This window comes from Solimonas sp. K1W22B-7, assembly GCF_003428335.1.
Classification (GTDB): Bacteria; Pseudomonadota; Gammaproteobacteria; order Nevskiales; family Nevskiaceae; genus Solimonas_A.
The window spans coordinates 2,946,598-2,961,491 of the sequence record NZ_CP031704.1; the positions used below are offsets into that span (position 1 = coordinate 2,946,598).

15 protein-coding genes are annotated in these 14,894 nt (G+C 67.6%); 5 read left to right on the top strand and 10 right to left on the bottom strand.

From position 1 onward, the window contains the following. Positions 1–33 precede the first annotated feature (33 nt). Together D0B54_RS13415 and D0B54_RS13420 are read right to left on the bottom strand one after the other, a co-directional pair. On the bottom strand, positions 34–495 hold the full coding sequence (locus D0B54_RS13415) for a hypothetical protein (protein ID WP_117291817.1): 462 nt from the start codon (positions 493–495) through the stop codon (positions 34–36). Positions 496–502: 7 nt separating this feature from the next. Then, on the bottom strand, positions 503–2,164 hold the full coding sequence (locus tag D0B54_RS13420; protein ID WP_240433427.1) for an electron transfer flavoprotein-ubiquinone oxidoreductase: 1,662 nt from the start codon (positions 2,162–2,164) through the stop codon (positions 503–505). A gap of 277 nt (positions 2,165–2,441) precedes the next feature. Between D0B54_RS13420 and D0B54_RS13425 the strand changes: the two genes are divergently transcribed. After that, on the top strand, positions 2,442–2,807 hold the full coding sequence (locus D0B54_RS13425) for an EF-hand domain-containing protein (RefSeq protein WP_162932407.1): 366 nt from the start codon (positions 2,442–2,444) through the stop codon (positions 2,805–2,807). Here the strand turns inward: D0B54_RS13425 and D0B54_RS13430 are convergent. Beyond that, the gene (locus tag D0B54_RS13430) at positions 2,804–4,600 is read right to left on the bottom strand and encodes an acyclic terpene utilization AtuA family protein (RefSeq protein ID WP_117291820.1); all 1,797 of its coding nucleotides are present in this window, start codon (positions 4,598–4,600) and stop codon (positions 2,804–2,806) included. The genes D0B54_RS13425 and D0B54_RS13430 overlap by 4 nt on opposite strands. Before the next feature lie 124 nt (positions 4,601–4,724). Continuing rightward, complete coding sequence (locus tag D0B54_RS13435; RefSeq protein WP_117291821.1) at positions 4,725–5,255, bottom strand: phosphatidylglycerophosphatase A family protein; 531 nt, start codon at positions 5,253–5,255, stop codon at positions 4,725–4,727. Between the two features lie 141 nt (positions 5,256–5,396). Here D0B54_RS13435 and D0B54_RS13440 point away from each other — a divergent pair, with 141 nt between their 5' ends. Then, positions 5,397–5,723: a hypothetical protein gene (locus D0B54_RS13440; protein ID WP_162932408.1), complete on the top strand. Its 327-nt coding sequence runs from the start codon at positions 5,397–5,399 to the stop codon at positions 5,721–5,723. Positions 5,724–5,850: 127 nt separating this feature from the next. After that, positions 5,851–6,189 carry a hypothetical protein gene (locus tag D0B54_RS13445; protein WP_162932409.1) on the top strand — a complete coding sequence of 113 codons (339 nt, stop codon included), beginning with the start codon at positions 5,851–5,853 and terminating at the stop codon, positions 6,187–6,189. A 12-nt stretch (positions 6,190–6,201) separates the two neighbouring features. On the opposite strand, the gene htpG is transcribed toward D0B54_RS13445, so the two are convergent. After that, positions 6,202–8,064 (bottom strand): molecular chaperone HtpG, encoded by a 1,863-nt coding sequence (htpG, locus tag D0B54_RS13450; protein ID WP_117291824.1) that lies wholly within the window; start codon positions 8,062–8,064, stop codon positions 6,202–6,204. 174 nt (positions 8,065–8,238) lie between these two features. On the opposite strand from htpG, the gene D0B54_RS13455 reads away from it, so the two are divergent. After that, complete coding sequence (locus tag D0B54_RS13455) at positions 8,239–8,718, top strand: DUF3015 domain-containing protein (RefSeq protein ID WP_117291825.1); 480 nt, start codon at positions 8,239–8,241, stop codon at positions 8,716–8,718. A gap of 60 nt (positions 8,719–8,778) precedes the next feature. Further along, positions 8,779–10,695: an Lnb N-terminal periplasmic domain-containing protein gene (locus D0B54_RS13460; protein ID WP_162932410.1), complete on the top strand. Its 1,917-nt coding sequence runs from the start codon at positions 8,779–8,781 to the stop codon at positions 10,693–10,695. 32 nt (positions 10,696–10,727) lie between these two features. Here the strand turns inward: D0B54_RS13460 and D0B54_RS13465 are convergent, their stop codons facing one another. The 5 genes from D0B54_RS13465 to rplS form a co-directional block, all read right to left on the bottom strand. Further along, positions 10,728–11,861, bottom strand: a complete 1,134-nt coding sequence (locus D0B54_RS13465; protein ID WP_117291827.1) for an ABC transporter permease — start codon at positions 11,859–11,861, stop codon at positions 10,728–10,730. Beyond that, positions 11,858–12,781, bottom strand: a complete 924-nt coding sequence (locus D0B54_RS13470; protein ID WP_205527120.1) for an ABC transporter ATP-binding protein — start codon at positions 12,779–12,781, stop codon at positions 11,858–11,860. Before D0B54_RS13470 ends, D0B54_RS13465 begins: the two co-directional genes overlap by 4 nt. Next, the gene (locus tag D0B54_RS13475; RefSeq protein WP_117291829.1) at positions 12,778–13,680 is read right to left on the bottom strand and encodes an HlyD family secretion protein; all 903 of its coding nucleotides are present in this window, start codon (positions 13,678–13,680) and stop codon (positions 12,778–12,780) included. Before D0B54_RS13475 ends, D0B54_RS13470 begins: the two co-directional genes overlap by 4 nt. Further along, on the bottom strand, positions 13,673–14,326 hold the full coding sequence (locus D0B54_RS13480) for a CerR family C-terminal domain-containing protein (RefSeq protein WP_117291830.1): 654 nt from the start codon (positions 14,324–14,326) through the stop codon (positions 13,673–13,675). Before D0B54_RS13480 ends, D0B54_RS13475 begins: the two co-directional genes overlap by 8 nt. Positions 14,327–14,536: 210 nt before the next feature. Next, on the bottom strand, positions 14,537–14,890 hold the full coding sequence (gene rplS, locus D0B54_RS13485) for a 50S ribosomal protein L19 (protein WP_117291831.1): 354 nt from the start codon (positions 14,888–14,890) through the stop codon (positions 14,537–14,539). Positions 14,891–14,894: the final 4 nt, after the last annotated feature.

The following is a 14,894-nucleotide window of genomic DNA, read 5'->3' on the forward strand; positions in this document are numbered from 1 at the left end:
AAACGCGCCGGGGGACGGCCCGTTCACATCAACTCAGGGACTCGCAAACCTCGCATTCGAGTATTCGCAGCAGTCCTTGTCAATGACCCAACGGCCATTTTCCCTCACCAGCACGATTTTTTCGACATGCTCGATCTGCTGGTCGAGCACCCCGGAGCGGTTGTTGGTCTCCAGGGTGACCGTGTTCAGGTCCTCGCTCACCGCCGACTTCAGGATCTGCACTTCCCAGGGCGCGGCCTCGGCCTGCCCCTTGAGCCATTCCTGCTCGTTGGCCTGCGGCAACTCGGCGTCGGCCAGCTTCTGCTCCTGGCGCCGGGCCTTGGCCAGCTTCGACTGGCACAGCTGGTACGTCGGCAGGTTGGCCTGGCGCAGCGCCGTGTAGCAGCGGTTGTAGGTCGCGGTGGCGTCGCGCTCGGCCTGCACGCGCGCCGACACGCAGCCCGTGAGCGGCAGCAGGGCCAGCGTCAACAGCAACAGCCAGGCGGAACGCAGCATCGCGGCCTTACATGTTGGCGTAGTTGGGACCGCCGCCGCCTTCCGGGGCGACCCAGGTGATGTTCTGCGCCGGGTCCTTGATGTCGCAGGTCTTGCAGTGCACGCAGTTCTGGGCATTGATCTGGAAGCGCTTGTCCTGGCCCTCGCCCACCACCTCGTAGACACCGGCAGGGCAGTAGCGCTGCGCCGGCTCGTCGTACATCGGCAGGTTCTTGGCGATGGGGATGGTCTTGTCCTTCAGCACGAGGTGGACCGGCTGGTCTTCCGCGTGATTGGTGCTGGACAGGAACACCGAGGACAGCTTGTCGAAGGACAGCTTGCCGTCCGCCTTGGGGTACTCGATCTTCTGGCACTGCGCCGCCGGCTTGAGCACGGCGTGGTCGAGCTTCATGTCGTGGAAGGTCCAGGGGAACTTGCCCCCGAACCAGTTCTGCTCGATGTAGTTGATGGCACCGCCGATCAGCGAGCCGAACTTGTGCAGGAACACGCCGAAGTTGCGCGACTTGTACAGTTCTTCGTAGAGCCAGCTGGCCTCGAACTTCTGCTGGTAGCCGGTCAGTTCGTCGCTACCCTCGGAGCCGGCGAACAGCGCTTCCGCCGCCGTCTCGGCCGCCAGCATGCCGCTCTTCATCGCGGTGTGGCTGCCCTTGATCTTGGCAAAGTTCAGGGTGCCGGCGTCATCGCCGATCAGCAGGCCACCCGGAAAGGTCTGCTTGGGCAGCGAATTGAGACCACCCTTGACCAGAGCACGGGCACCATAGCCCACGCGCTTGCCGCCCTTGAGGTACTGCGCGATCACCGGGTGGTGCTTGAAGCGCTGGAACTCGTCGTAGGGCGAGAGGTAGGGATTGGTATACGACAGGTCCACGATCAGGCCGCAGACCACCGTGTTGTTCTCGAGGTGATAAAGGAAGGAGCCGCCCAGCGCCTCGGTGCCCAGCAGGTTCAGCGGCCAGCCGGCGCCGTGCACGACCAGGCCCGGCTTGTGCTGCTCGGCCGGGATCGTCCAGATCTCCTTGATGCCGATCGCGTAGTGCTGCGGATCCTTGCCCTTGGCGAGCTGGTACTGCTCGATCAGCTGCTTGCCGATATGGCCGCGGCAGCCTTCGGCGAACAGCGTGTACTTGGCGCGCAGCTCCATGCCCGGCGCGTAGTCCGAGGTCTGCTCGCCCTTGTGGTTGACGCCCTTGTCGCCGAGGGTCACGCCCTTGACCACGCCGTCCTCGATGATCGGCGTCTGCGCGGCAAACTCGGCGTAGACCTCCACGCCCAGCGCCTCCGCCTGGTCCTTCATCCAGCGGCAGAGGTTGGCCAGCGAGATGATGTAGTTGCCCTCGTTGTGCATCGGCTTCGGCACGAACAGGTTGGGCATCTTGAAGGCAGCGGTTTCGCTGCGGAAGAAGTAGATGTCGTCGCCCACCACCGGGGTGTTCAGGGGCGCGCCCTTTTCCTTCCAGTCCGGGAACAGCTCATTGAGCGCGCGCGGCTCGAACACGGCACCCGACAGGATGTGGGCACCGACTTCCGAACCCTTCTCGACGAGGCAGACGTTGATTTCCTTGCCGGCTTCGGCCGCCTTCTGCTTCAGGCGAATGGCCGCGGACAGGCCGGCGGGGCCGCCACCGACCACAAGGACGTCGTACTCCATTACATCGCGTTCAACGGACATTTCTAGGCAGTTCCTGGCTGCTCCCGGCGACCTGGGAGGCTGGCTGTTGGGCAAATTAGAGGCGCTTATTGTAATGCCTCGCGCGCGCCGGACCTACCCTCCGGAAGACAGGTTTTGCTGGCTTTACAGCCAATTCCGGCGGCTCGGCGCCCTTTTCGGGCCCTATTCAGCGGCAGGAAAGCGGGCCAGGGGCAGGATTCGTGTGTGGCAGAGCGCCACCGGCACCGCCCCGCCCGGGGCGGCGAGCCGTCGATTTTCCCCAAGGATGGAGACGATCATGAAAAGGACTTTGATGCTGGGCCTGCTGGCCCTCTGCAGTGGCAGCGCCCTCGCCGACTGCTACACCCCGACTTCCGCCCTGCCGCCGCCCGCGGTGGCAAATCCGCCCCCGGCGCCGGTCCTGGTGGCGCCGACGCCGGTGGTGGTGATCACGCCAGCCCCGGCCAACCCCCGGCCGATGATGAGCGACGACGCCAAGTTCGCCACCCTGGACACCAGCGGCAACGGCGCGCTGGACCGGGGCGAGGTCAGCGCCAATTCCGAGCTGGTCACCCGCTTCCGCGCACTGGACAAGAACCACGACGGCAAGATGTCGCGCAACGAATACGGCATGCGCAACGTCGATCCCGCCGGCGGTCGCTAGCCTGCCTCAGCCAGCAGGCCTGCCGGCACCGGCACCGGATAGTCCAGCAGCATCTGGCCGAAGGCCTTGCCCTGGGGATCGGTGCGCAGGCTGCCGGCGCCGCCGCCACCCAGGGCGTTGTACAGCAGGAAATTCAGCGAATCGGTGCCGGGCAGTTCCCAGCGCTCGACCCGGCCCGCTTCGCCGCCCGCCAGGACGTGGGCGAAATGACTGCGCACGGCCGCCGTGGAGAGTGCCGCACGGATGCAGGGCAGGTATTCCGGCCGGCGGGCGATCACGCCGATGTTGGCGTGGTCGCCCTTGTCGCCGGAGCGCGCCAGCGCCAGCCGGATCAGCGGCACGACGACGGCATCGCTGAGATCCGGCGATGGCAGGCTCTCGGCCTCCGGCGGGGGCGGCGTGAAGCCGCCCGCCACCGGCACCGCCACTGCCAGCCGCTCCTCTCCCACCACCACTTCGATCGCCACGCGCGACTTCGGCACCAGGGTGGAGAACAGCCTGGGGACCATGTGCGGCTCGGGACGGCCGGCGCTGAAGTAACCGGTGAAACCCGGCGCCATGCCGGTGGCGGCCTGGGCGATCTCGCGGGCGAACAGCTTCAGGGCCTTCGGATTGGGATGCTGCACGGCGATCTTGACCACCACCTCGCGCGTCGCCGAAGCCCCGGCGCGCGCGTGGGACCCATAGCTTTCTTCGGCGCCGATGCAATGGATGTCGACGCCGGTGAAGTCACCGAGCCCGGCCTCCAGCAACTGGCGCCGCACGCGCTCGACGATGCCGCCGGCGGAGGCCCGCCCCTTCTTCGCGGCGTCGATGCCGCCGATCATGAACAGCGCGGCGCAACGCATGCCCGAGGGATAGGTGGCGCTGACCTTGTAGGTATCGGTCGGCGCGTAGCCGCGGCAGCCGGTCACGCGCACCACGTCCGGCGCGGCCTGCTCCAGCTTCACGCCGGTGAAATCGCAGACCACGTCCGGCAGCAGGTAGGCGCGCGGATCGCCGATCTCGTAGAGCATCTGTTCCAGCACCGTGTGCGGCGACACCAGGCCACCGGTGCCGGCCGGCTTGGTCACGGTGAACTCGCCGCTGGCCTGCATCTCGACGACGGGAAAACCCATGTCGGCATAGCCCTCGCGCACCAGTTCCCAGTCGGTGAAGTTGCCGCCGGTGCACTGCGCGCCGCACTCGATGATGTGGCCGGCAATGGAGCCGGCGGCCAGCTGGTCGTACTGGTCTTCCCTCCAGCCGAACTCATGCATCAGCGGCCCCAGCACCACGGCCGAATCGACGCAGCGGCCGGTGATGACGATCTCGGCACCCGCCGCCAGGGCCCGCGCGATGGGGATCGCGCCGAGGTAGGCATTCATCGAGACCGTGGTTGGCGGCATCGGCTTGCCCGCATCCATCTCGACACAGTCGGCGAAATCCTTGCGCCGGCCATTGAGGTCGTCGCCCAGCACCACGCCGACGCGGATGCTGACGCCGGCCCTGGCCGCGGCTTCCTCCAGCGCCTTCTTGCAGGCCAGCGGATTGACGCCGCCAGCGTTGGCGACGACGCGGATGCCCTTTTCCTTGATCCGCGGCAGCAGCGGCGCCATCACATGGTCGACGAAGTCGGTGGCGTAGCCGTCGTTGGGGTCCTTCATGCGCTTGGCCGCCAGGATCGACATGGTGATCTCGGCCAGGTAGTCGAACACGAGGTAGTCGATGCCCCCCTTCTCGACCAGCTGGGCAGCGGCGGCGTTGGTGTCGCCCCAGAAGGCCGAGGCGCAGCCGATACGCACGGTTTTCATGCGGAATCCTTGGTATTCGGTAATTCGGGTTGTCATGGCTTCAGCCACGAATCATCAGCGCCGTGAAGAATGTTCGCAGCGCCGGATGATTTCAAGGAGAACGTGAATTACCGCTACTTTGCCGCTACAGCAGCAGGCTCGCCCCGTACAGCACGGCGGCGCCGAACAGGCCGGCCAGGATGTCGTCCAGCATGATGCCGAGGCCGCCGTGGATGCTGCGGTCGAAGGCGCGGATCGGCCAGGGCTTGAGGATGTCGAACAGGCGGAACACCGCGAAGGCCGCCAGCAGCCACAGCGCCATGTGCCCCTGCACCAGTCCCAGCGCCGGCAGCAGCGGCAGGCAGGTCACCAGGAAGCCGACGATCTCGTCGAAGACGATGCCGCCATAGTCGTGCACACCCAGCAGCCGCGCACTCTCGCCGCAGACCCAGCAGCCGAACAGGAACAGGACCAGCACCGCGGCAACGAAGGCCCAGGGCGGCAGCCACATCAGCGCCAGCCAGAACGGCAGGCCCACCAGGGTCCCCACCGTGCCGGGCGCCTTGGGTGCCAGGCCGGCGCCGAAACCGAAGGCGATGAAGTGCTCCGGCGTGCTCATCACCAGCTCGCGCGGCGGCCGCGGAAAGGCACTGGTCTTGGGCAGCAATTCAGCCATGAGAGCGTTGATCCGTAATGATTTTCCTACAGTCTAAGGTAACACGGGGAAAGTGGCCCCATGAGCGATGCAAGCTGGCCCCTCCCGCCATCGTGCAAGGCAGGGACTTTTGGAATACTGCGCGGCAACAGCTTCCATTTCGTGACGATGATCCACCGCTCGCGCCCGCTCTCCTGCTGCCTCGGCCTGCTCCTGGCGCTGGCGCCCTATGGCGGCGGCCAGGCAGCGCCGGCCGAGGTGGCCCTGGCGCAGACCAACGCCCTGCTGGCCCAGTGCAAGGCCGTGCTGCCGCAGGCCGAACCCAGGCGCGCGCGGGAACTGCGCCTGGCGATGTTCCAACTGCAACTGAGCATGGCCTGGCGCCGGGCGCCGGGCCGCTTGTCCGCGCAGGACCTGCGCTCCGCCACGGCCTCCGAACGCAGCGCCTACGAGTTGCTGCGCGACCGCTGCAAGCCCCTCCTCCTCTGAGGTTTCCATCCTTTTTATTTGATTTAAAAGGATTTTATCTGGATTATGGCGCCTGTCAGCACGATCATTGTGCACCGCAGCATGGACTGTTAACCTGATCACAGTTCTGGGCTTCAGGCTGAGTTCAATGAGACCCCTCTACAGGCAGTCCCACCGCCGTGCCGTCGCCGCGCTGGCCGGCTTTGCAATGGCTTTGCTGGCAACGCAGGTCGCGGCCGCGCCGCTGCCGCCGCCCCCGCCGTCCGGCAACACCATCGCCCTGCTCGAACAGTGCAGCGCAGCGATGCCGCGCGCCCATCCCTGGCGGGCACGGCAGCTGCGGCGGGCGATGTTCCGCCTGCAGGTCAGCATGTCCTACCGTGCCGCCGGGGCGCGGCTGTCACCTGCGGAACGGCGCTCGGCGATGGCCGCCGAGCGCGATTCCTACAACCTGCTGCTGGAAACCTGCCGGCCCCTGCTGACCTGAATCAGAACCAGCTCAGAGGATGATGCGCCCCGCCGCGGGCGCGTTCTCCAGCAGCAGGCGGTTGAGCCGCTGCACGAAGCCCGCCGGGTCGGGCAGCTGCCCACCCTCCGCCAGCACCGCCTGGCCCAGCAGCAGTTCCGCCAGGTCCGCAAAGGCCGCCTCATCCCCGGTATCGCGCAGGCGCTGCACCAGGGCATGTTCCGGGTTCAACTCCAGCACCGGCAGGCTCCCGGGCACGGCCTCACCGGCCTTGCGCAGGATTTCCTCCAGGCGCCGCGACAGCGCCTGCTCGCCGGCCACCAGGCAGACCGGCGATTCGGTCAGTCGCACCGACAGGCGCGCGGTCTCGATGCGGCCCTGCAGCGCCTGCTCCAGGCGCTTGAGCGTGTCGGCGTACTCGGTCTCGTGCTTCGCCTTGTCGGCGGTCTCGATCTTGGATTCGATGTCCTTTGACGCACGCGCCACCGACTCCAGCTTCCTGTCCTGGAACTGCGTCAGGTGCGACACCACCCACTCGTCGATGCGGTCGCTCAGCAGCAGCACCTCGAAGCCGCGCTTGCGGAAGCCTTCCAGGTGCGGGCTGCCCTTGGCGGCGGCCAGGCTCTCGGCGCTGAGGTAGTAGATCTTGTCCTGCCCCTCGGGCATGCGGGCGACGTAGTCGGCCAGCGACACATTCTGTTCCGCCGTTTCGGTGGTGGAGTGGAAGCGGCAGAGCTTCGCGATGCGCTCCTGGTTGCCGTGGTCTTCGACCAGGCCCTCCTTCAGCACCACGCCGAAGGCCTGCCAGAACTTCGCGTAGTCCTCGGGGCGCTTCTCGGCCAGGTCTTCCAGCAGGTCCAGTGTGCGCTTGACCAGGGCAGCGCGGATTTTCTCGACCGTGCGGTTGCCCTGCAGCAGTTCGCGCGAGACGTTGAGCGGCAGGTCGGCGGTGTCGACCAGGCCGCGCATGAAGCGCAGCCAGGGCGGCAGCAGATCCGCGGCCTTGTCCATGATGAAGACGCGCTTGACGTAGAGCTGCACGCCGCGGGCCTGCTCGCGATCCCACAGATCGAACGGCGCGTGCGCGGGCACGTAGAGCAGCGAGGTGTATTCCAGGCTGCCCTCGACGCGGTTGTGCGACCAGGCCAGGGGCGGCTCATGGTCGTGCGACAGGTGCTCGTAGAAGTGCTGGTAGTCCTCGTCCTTGAGCTCCGCCTTGGGTCGCGTCCAGAAGGCGCGCGCCTGGTTCAGGGTCTCGCTCTCGCCCTTGTCGTTCTTCAGGCGGATCGGCAGGCCGATATGGTCGGAGTACTTGCGCACGATGCCCTGCAGGCGCCAGGGCTGCAGGAATTCCTTGTCCTCCTCGCGCAGGTGCAGGATCACCTCGGTGCCGCGCTCCTGCCGGAACGAGGGCTCCACGGTGAACTCGCCCTCGCCGTCGGACTCCCAGCGCGTCGCCTCGGTGCTGCCGGCGCGCAGCGTCAGCACGGTGACCTTGTCGGCGACGATGAACGAGGAGTAGAAGCCGACGCCGAACTGGCCGATCAGCTGCGAGTCCTTCTTCTGGTCGCCGGACAGCGACTCCAGGAACTTCTTGGTACCGGAGCGCGCGATGGTGCCGAGGTTCTCCACCACCTCCTCGCGGGTCATGCCGATACCGTTGTCGCGGATCGTCAGGGTGCCAGCCGCCTCGTCGGCCTCCAGCTCCACCGCCAGTTCATCACCCCCCAGCAGATCGGGCTGGCCGATGGCCAGGAAGCGCAGCTTGTCGCAGGCATCCGAGGCATTGGAGATCAGCTCGCGCAGGAAGATTTCCTTGTTGGAGTACAGCGAGTGGATCATCAGGTGCAGGACCTGCCGCACCTCAGTCTGGAATTCGCGCTTCTCTGCCGTCATGGTCTGTCTGGTCCCTGGAATGTGAACTGGCTCCCGCAATAGGGCCGACCGCGGTGGGTTTCAAGCCCCGGGCCTGCTATCGCGCACCATTTTGTTGCGTTATGGTTACAGTGGGCACCCCGCCCAGGCGGTCTGCGTCGCAGTGCCGCCTCGAGAACTCTAGAGGAGAATCACATGCTCAAGAAGTCGATTGCGCTCGCTATTCTTGCACTGTCTCCGCTGACCGCCTTTGCCGACGACGATGTGGGTTGCGGCTGGGGCACGCAGGTCTGGAAGGGTCAGTCCGGACTGGTGGCGAAGGTCCTGGCATCCACCACCAACGGCCTTCTCGGGAACCAGACCTTCGGTATCACCTCCGGCACCAGTGGCTGCTCGCAGGATGGCGTGATCAAGGCCGAGTACCGCGCCCCGGCGTTCGCGGCCGCCAACCTCGACCAGCTGGCCGCCGAAATGGCGGTGGGCCGCGGTGAGTCCCTGGCCGCCCTGGCGGCGATCTACAACGTCCAGGGCGCCGACCGCGAGGCCTTCTACGCCATGACCAAGGCGCACTACTCGCAGATCTTCCGCAGCGAAGCCACCACCGCCAGCGAAGTGATCGCCTCGGTGCAGGCCCTGATGAAGGCTGACACCCGCCTGGCCCAGTACGCCAGCTGAGCGCCCAAGGGAACAGGGCGACGGCCGCACGGCCGCCGCCCTTTCTTTTTGTCCGCCGCCATGAAATCCGTCTTCCGTTCCGCCGGGGCACTGCTGATCTGCGCGTTCGCGCCTGCCGTGCCGGCGGGCGACGACACCGCCTACCTTGCCGAACTGCAGTCCCAGGCCCGGCAACAACGGCTGTCCGAGCAAACCGAGTGGACACGGTTGCTGCACGTCCAGCCTTCTCGCTGGGGCGGCCGCGGCGAAAGCACGCTGGATTACCCCGGATTCTTCCTGGCCGCCGACGGCAAGACCGACGCAGCTGCCGAACTCGACGCAACCCTGGCCGCCTTCTTCGACGACCGCCTGCTCGACGGCGAGCCGCGCCAGTGCCGCTACAAGGGACGCTACGAATGGCTGAAGGCCCAGCTGGCCTTCGAGCCGGCACGCCTGCCGGTGGCGCGTTGCGACAAGTTCGAAGAATGGTTCTCCGGCCTCAATACCGCTGGCCTGACCCTGGTCTTCGCTTCCAACGACCTCGGCAGTCCGTCGTCGATGTTCGGCCATACCCTGCTGCGCCTGGACGCTCGTGGCGAGCAAGGCGACCAGCGACTGCTGGCTTACGCCGTCAACTACGCCGCCGCCACTTCACGCGACGCCGGCATGCTCTACGCGCTCAAGGGCCTCGGCGGCTTCTATCAGGGCCATTTCTCGGTGATGCCCTACTACGAGAAGGTCAAGGAGTACGAGCGCTTCGAGCATCGCGACCTGTGGGAGTACCCGCTGCACATGGACGGCGCCATGCGCACGCGCGTGCTGTGGCACCTCTGGGAACTGCGCGGTGTCGGCAGCGACTATTTCTTCTTCACCGAGAACTGCTCGTTCCAGCTGCTGAGCCTGCTGGAGGCCGCCGACCCGGCGCTGAACCTGACCGCGCGCTTCCGCCGCGGCGCGCCTTACACGATTCCGATCGACTCGGTGCGCGCGCTGCAGCGTTCCGGCCTGCTCGGTGAGCCGGCCTTCCGGCCCGCCAGCGCGCATCGCCTGCAGCATCACTACCGCGAGCTGCCGTCCGCCTCGCAGGACTGGGCACTGGACTACGTCGCCGGCGTTGCCGGGCTCGACGATGGACGCTACACCGGTGCCGGTGAATCCGCACAGGCCGGCATGCTCGAGGTGGCGCACGACAAGCTGTACTTCGAATACCAGCAGCGCGAACTGGAGCGTGGCACCGGCCTGCCGCGCGCCCGTGCGCTGCTGGCCGAACGCAGCCGCAACCCCGCGGAGAGTCCGTTCACGCCGGTACCGCGGCCGTCATTCTCGCCGGAGCAGGGCCACGGCAGTGGTCGCGCCAGCCTGGGCCTGCGCGTAGCCGACGCCGACCATGTGCTGGGACTGCTGGGTCTGCGCCCGGCCTACCATGACCGCCTCGATCCGCCGCAGGGCTACCTCGCCGGCGGCGAGATCGAGTTCCTCGCGGCTGAGGCCGCGTTCGACGACGAACACCTCCGCCTCGAGCAGCTGCGCCTGCTGAAGGTGGAAGCGGTGGGCACGCGCGACGCCCTGTTCAAGCCCTGGTCCTGGTTCACCAGCGCCGGCCTCGACCGTGCCCGGCCGCTGGCGCCGGACTCCGGCAGCGCCGGCGGTTTCATCGACGGTGGCGGCGGCATGTCCTGGACACCACTGGAACGCCTGCAGACCTACGCCTTCGGCATGCTGTCGCTGCAGGGCAACAGCGACCTGGACCAGGGCTACGATTTCGCCGGCGGCTTGCGGCTGGGCGTCGCCAGCCAGCGCTGGTCACCGCTAACGGCGGAACTGCAGGCCGAATGGCTGGGCGGTATCGCCGGCGCTGCGCTGGAGCGCCAACGCCTGCGCGCCGAGTTGCAGTGGAACCATGGCGTCGCCGATGGCCTGCGCCTGGGCTGGCGCCTGGACCGCCGCGACGGCGAAACCGACCAGGCGCCGGAGATTCGCTGGATGCACTTCTTCTGATTCGGGGCAGGCCGACAGGGTCAATCAGGACATCAATCCAGCGTCCGCCGGAACCGCTTCAGGCCCACGCCCATCACCACCGCGATGAACAGCAGCAGCGGCCACAGCTGCGGCCAGACGTCGGCCGGGCCGTAGCCCTTCAGCAGGATGCCGCGCACCAGGCGCAGGAAATGCGTCAGCGGCAGGGCCTCGCCGATCCACTGTGCCCAGACCGGCATGCCGCGGAACGGAAACATGAAGCCGGACAGCAGGATGCTCGGCAGCAGGAAGAAGAAGCTCATCTGCATCGCCTGGGTCTGGTTGCGGGCGACGCTGGAGAAGGTGATGCCCAGCGTCAGGTTGGCGACGATGAACACCAGCACGCAGGCCATCAGCAACCACAGGCTGCCGACCATCGGCACGCCGAACACCCAGTAGGCCGCAGCCAGGATCACCAGCACCTGCACATAGCCGATCAGCACGTAGGGCAGGATCTTGCCGACCATGATCTCCAGCGGCGACAGCGGCATCGACAGCAGGTTTTCCATGGTGCCGCGTTCCAGTTCGCGGGTGACGCACAGCGCCGTCATCATGATCATGGTCATGGTCAGGATCACACCCATCAGGCCCGGCACGATGTTGTACTGCGTGATGCCCTCGGGGTTGTAGCGGCGATGCACGCGCCACTCGAAGGGCGGTGGCGTAGCGGCAAGCTGCGCCAGCGGACCGGTCAGGTCGTGGCGCAGTGCGCCGCGCGCCAGCGGCTCCAGCACCGACAGCGCGTTGCTGGTGGCGGCAGGATCGGAAGCATCGGCCTCCAGCAGCAAGGAGGGACGCTCGCCGCGCAGCAGGCGCCGCGTGAAATCCGGCGGAATCGCCAGCACGAACTGCACATCGCCCTGCTCCAGCAGACGCCAGGCCTCCTCCCCGGTCGCCGGCGTGTAGCGGACGTCGAAGTAGTCGGTCGCGCGCAGGGCGCCGACCAGGCTGCGCGTGATCTGGGTCTGCTCGGCGCTGACCACCGCGGTCGGCAGGCGATGCGGATCGGAGTTGATCGCGAAACCGAACAGCGCCAGCTGGATCACCGGGATGCCGACCATCATCCCGAAGGTCATGCGGTCGCGGCGCATCTGGATGAATTCCTTGCGCACCATCGCCAGCAGGCGTGACCAGGACCAGAGCCTCATGGCGCGTTGTCCCCGGCGTTCTTCATCAGGTGGATGAAGACATCTTCCAGCCGTGGTTCGTCGCGTTGCCAGTGCCAGCGGGGATCGTTGAACCAGGGCTGCAAGGCCTGCTCCAGGGCGGCGCCATCCGCGCCGCTGACGTGCAGCAGGTTGCCGAAGGGCACCACTTGCTCGGCCGCGGGCAGGCGCAGCAGTTCATGCTGCAGCTCATGCGGGCGTTCGCCGCCGACGGTCCAGGTGGAGAGCTTCGAATCCGCCACCAGCTCCGCCGGCGTGCCCTGCGCCAGCAGCTGGCCGGCGGCGATGTAGGCCAGGCGATGACAGCGCTCGGCCTCGTCCATGTAGTGCGTGGACACCAGCACCGTGATGCCGCGCGCCGCCAGCAGGTGGATCTCGGCCCAGAAATCGCGGCGCGCGCTGGGATCGACACCCGCGGTGGGCTCGTCGAGCAGCAGCAGCTGCGGCTGGTGCAGCAGGCAGGCGGCCAGCGCCATGCGCTGCTTCCAGCCACCGGACAAGGCGCCGGCGAGCTGTGCCTGGCGCCGCTCCAGCCCGAGATTGCGCAGCGCCTCGTCGACCGCCGCCTTCGGTTGCTTCACGTCGTAGACGGCGGCGACGAATTCCAGGTTCTCGCGGATCGACAGGTCGTCATAGAAACTGAAGCGCTGCGTCATGTAGCCGACCTCGCGCTTGATCTGCGCGCTCTGGCTGCGCAGGTCGTAGCCCAGGCAATGGCCGCTGCCCGCATCCGGCGTCAGCAGGCCGCAGAGCATGCGGATCGAGGTGGTCTTGCCGCTGCCATTGGGGCCGAGGAAGCCGAAGATCTCGCCGCGGCGCACGCTCAGGTCCAGGCCCTTGACCACCTGCTTCGGACCGAAGGACTTGGCCAGCCCGCGCACCTCGATCGCGGCGTCGTTCACGGCAGCAGCTCGATATCCACCGGCTGGCCCGGATGCAGGCCCGCCGCGTCGGCCGCGGCGGGCTGCGCTTCCACCAGGAACACCATGCGGCTGCGCTGCTCGCGGCTGTAGATCACCGGCGGCGTGAATTCCGCGGTGGCCGCGACACGGCTGACGGTGGCCTCGACCGGCTTGGCGCAGCCGTCGCAGCGGGCACGCAGGCGACGCCCCGGCTGCAGGCCGGCCAGCGCCTCCTGCGGCACGAAGAAGCGCAGCCTGCGGTTGCCGGGCGGCAGCAGTGCCAGCACCGGCGCACCGGCCGGCACCCACTCGCCGGCACGGAAGTAGAGGTCGTCGATCAGGCCGGCGGCCGTGGCGGCCTGGGATTTCTGGTCGAGCTGCCATTGCGCCTGCGCCACCGCCGCCTCGGCGGCGCGGCGCGCATCCTCGCGCCCGGCCAGTGCGCCGGCGCGCAGGCGCGCCTGCAGTTCCCGCACACGCGCGGCATCGCGATCACGGTGGGTCGCTGCCTGGTCGAGACGCTCGCGGCTGACCACGCGATCGGCATACAGCGTCTGCTGGCGCTGCCATTCCTTCTGCGACAGCGCCGCCTGGGCCTGGGCCTCGGACAACTGGGCACGCCGCACCGCCTCTTCCTCCGGCCGCTCACCCTTGCCCAGGTCCGCCAGGCGCGCCTGCGCCTCGTCCAGCGCCGCCTTCTCGACGCCCGCCTCCAGCGCGAACAGCCGTGTGCCGGCCGCCACGGTGTCGCCGCGCCGCACCGCCAGCAGGTCCAGGCGACCGGCGCGCGGCGCGGCCACGCGGATCGGCTCGCCCTCGACGTAGCCCTGGTAGATGCCGGTCTTTTCCTCGTGGCAGCCGGCCAGCATCAGCAGCAGGATCAGGATCGATTTACGCACGGCCCACCTCCCCTTCGATCAACGCCCGCTGCGCCTGCAGCCCCGCCAGCGAGAATGCGGCGATATGCGAAACCAGCTGCTCGACCTCGTCGGGCTCGTAACTCTGCGGCGCGATGCGCTGCACCAGCGGCTGCGCCACCAGGTAGAACAGGCACTGGCCGAGCAGGCTGAAGACGGCGCGGCGCAGCTGCTCCGGCCGCGCCTTCGGCCCCAGCACCGCCATCACCACCGCGGAGAGCTGCAGGAATTGCGGGCGACTGACCTCTTCGATCAGCAGATCCAGCGCGGGGGTGGGATTGAGCATCTCGCGCACCAGCAGGCGCGGCAGCAGGGCGTGCTCGTCGGTGGCGAGAAACCGCGCGAGCAGGCTGCGCACCACCTCGCGCAGCACCGCGGCAGGCTCCGCAGGCGGGGCGGCGCCCTGCAGCGGGTGGCGCCGGATCAGGCGGCTGGCCTGGTCGCGCAGCACCTCGACGTAGAGCGCTTCCTTGCTGCCGAAGTGATAGTTGATGGCGGCCAGGTTGGCGCCGGCACGGGTGGCGATGTCGCGCACCCGGGCGAGCTGGAAGCCCTGCTCGGCAAATACCGGCGCGGCGGCATCCAGCAACGCCTGGCGGGTGGTATCGGGGACGGCGGCTGCAGTCATGAAACACCTGTTTCAAACAGATGTTTTAAACTACGCCCCGACGACCGACGATGTCAAGCCGCAGACGCAAAAAGCCCGTGGCCGAATGGCCACGGGCTTTGGGGACTGCGATGAGCTTGCGGGTGCCGGAAGGTCCAGTTACCCGAACCCGACCACTCGCGACGCTAGGATCCCCAACTCCGTTGGGGCCCCTCCACGCTGCTCGGGTCTTTAGTCGAGCTTCTCGGCGATACGCGCCGCGCGACCGGACAGGTTGCGCAGGTAGTACAGCTTGGCGCGACGCACGTCGCCGCGGCGCTTCACCGCGATGTCGGCAACCTGCGGGCTGTAGGTCTGGAACACGCGCTCCACACCCTCGCCGTGGCTGGTCTTGCGCACCGTGAAGGCGGAGTGCAGGCCGCGCTTCTTGATGGCGATGACGACGCCCTCGAAGGCCTGGAGACGCTCACGGTCGCCTTCCTTCACCTTCACCTTGACCTCGACCGTGTCACCGGGACGGAAGTCCGGGACCTTCTTGGTCATCTGCTCCGCTTCCACCGCGGCAATGATCTTGTTCGCTTGCATCGTC

What these genes read in the sequence shown, in the direction of transcription:
- D0B54_RS13415 (WP_117291817.1), bottom strand. Translation starts at nt 495, where the DNA reads ATGCTGCGTTCCGCCTGGCTGTTGCTGTTGACGCTGGCCCTGCTGCCG.
- D0B54_RS13420 (WP_240433427.1), bottom strand. Translation starts at nt 2,164, where the DNA reads ATGTCCGTTGAACGCGATGTAATGGAGTACGACGTCCTTGTGGTCGGT.
- D0B54_RS13425 (WP_162932407.1), top strand. Translation starts at nt 2,442, where the DNA reads ATGAAAAGGACTTTGATGCTGGGCCTGCTGGCCCTCTGCAGTGGCAGC.
- D0B54_RS13430 (WP_117291820.1), bottom strand. Translation starts at nt 4,600, where the DNA reads ATGAAAACCGTGCGTATCGGCTGCGCCTCGGCCTTCTGGGGCGACACC.
- D0B54_RS13435 (WP_117291821.1), bottom strand. Translation starts at nt 5,255, where the DNA reads ATGGCTGAATTGCTGCCCAAGACCAGTGCCTTTCCGCGGCCGCCGCGC.
- D0B54_RS13445 (WP_162932409.1), top strand. Translation starts at nt 5,851, where the DNA reads ATGAGACCCCTCTACAGGCAGTCCCACCGCCGTGCCGTCGCCGCGCTG.
- htpG (WP_117291824.1), bottom strand. Translation starts at nt 8,064, where the DNA reads ATGACGGCAGAGAAGCGCGAATTCCAGACTGAGGTGCGGCAGGTCCTG.
- D0B54_RS13455 (WP_117291825.1), top strand. Translation starts at nt 8,239, where the DNA reads ATGCTCAAGAAGTCGATTGCGCTCGCTATTCTTGCACTGTCTCCGCTG.
- D0B54_RS13460 (WP_162932410.1), top strand. Translation starts at nt 8,779, where the DNA reads ATGAAATCCGTCTTCCGTTCCGCCGGGGCACTGCTGATCTGCGCGTTC.
- D0B54_RS13465 (WP_117291827.1), bottom strand. Translation starts at nt 11,861, where the DNA reads ATGAGGCTCTGGTCCTGGTCACGCCTGCTGGCGATGGTGCGCAAGGAA.
- D0B54_RS13480 (WP_117291830.1), bottom strand. Translation starts at nt 14,326, where the DNA reads ATGACTGCAGCCGCCGTCCCCGATACCACCCGCCAGGCGTTGCTGGAT.
- rplS (WP_117291831.1), bottom strand. Translation starts at nt 14,890, where the DNA reads ATGCAAGCGAACAAGATCATTGCCGCGGTGGAAGCGGAGCAGATGACC.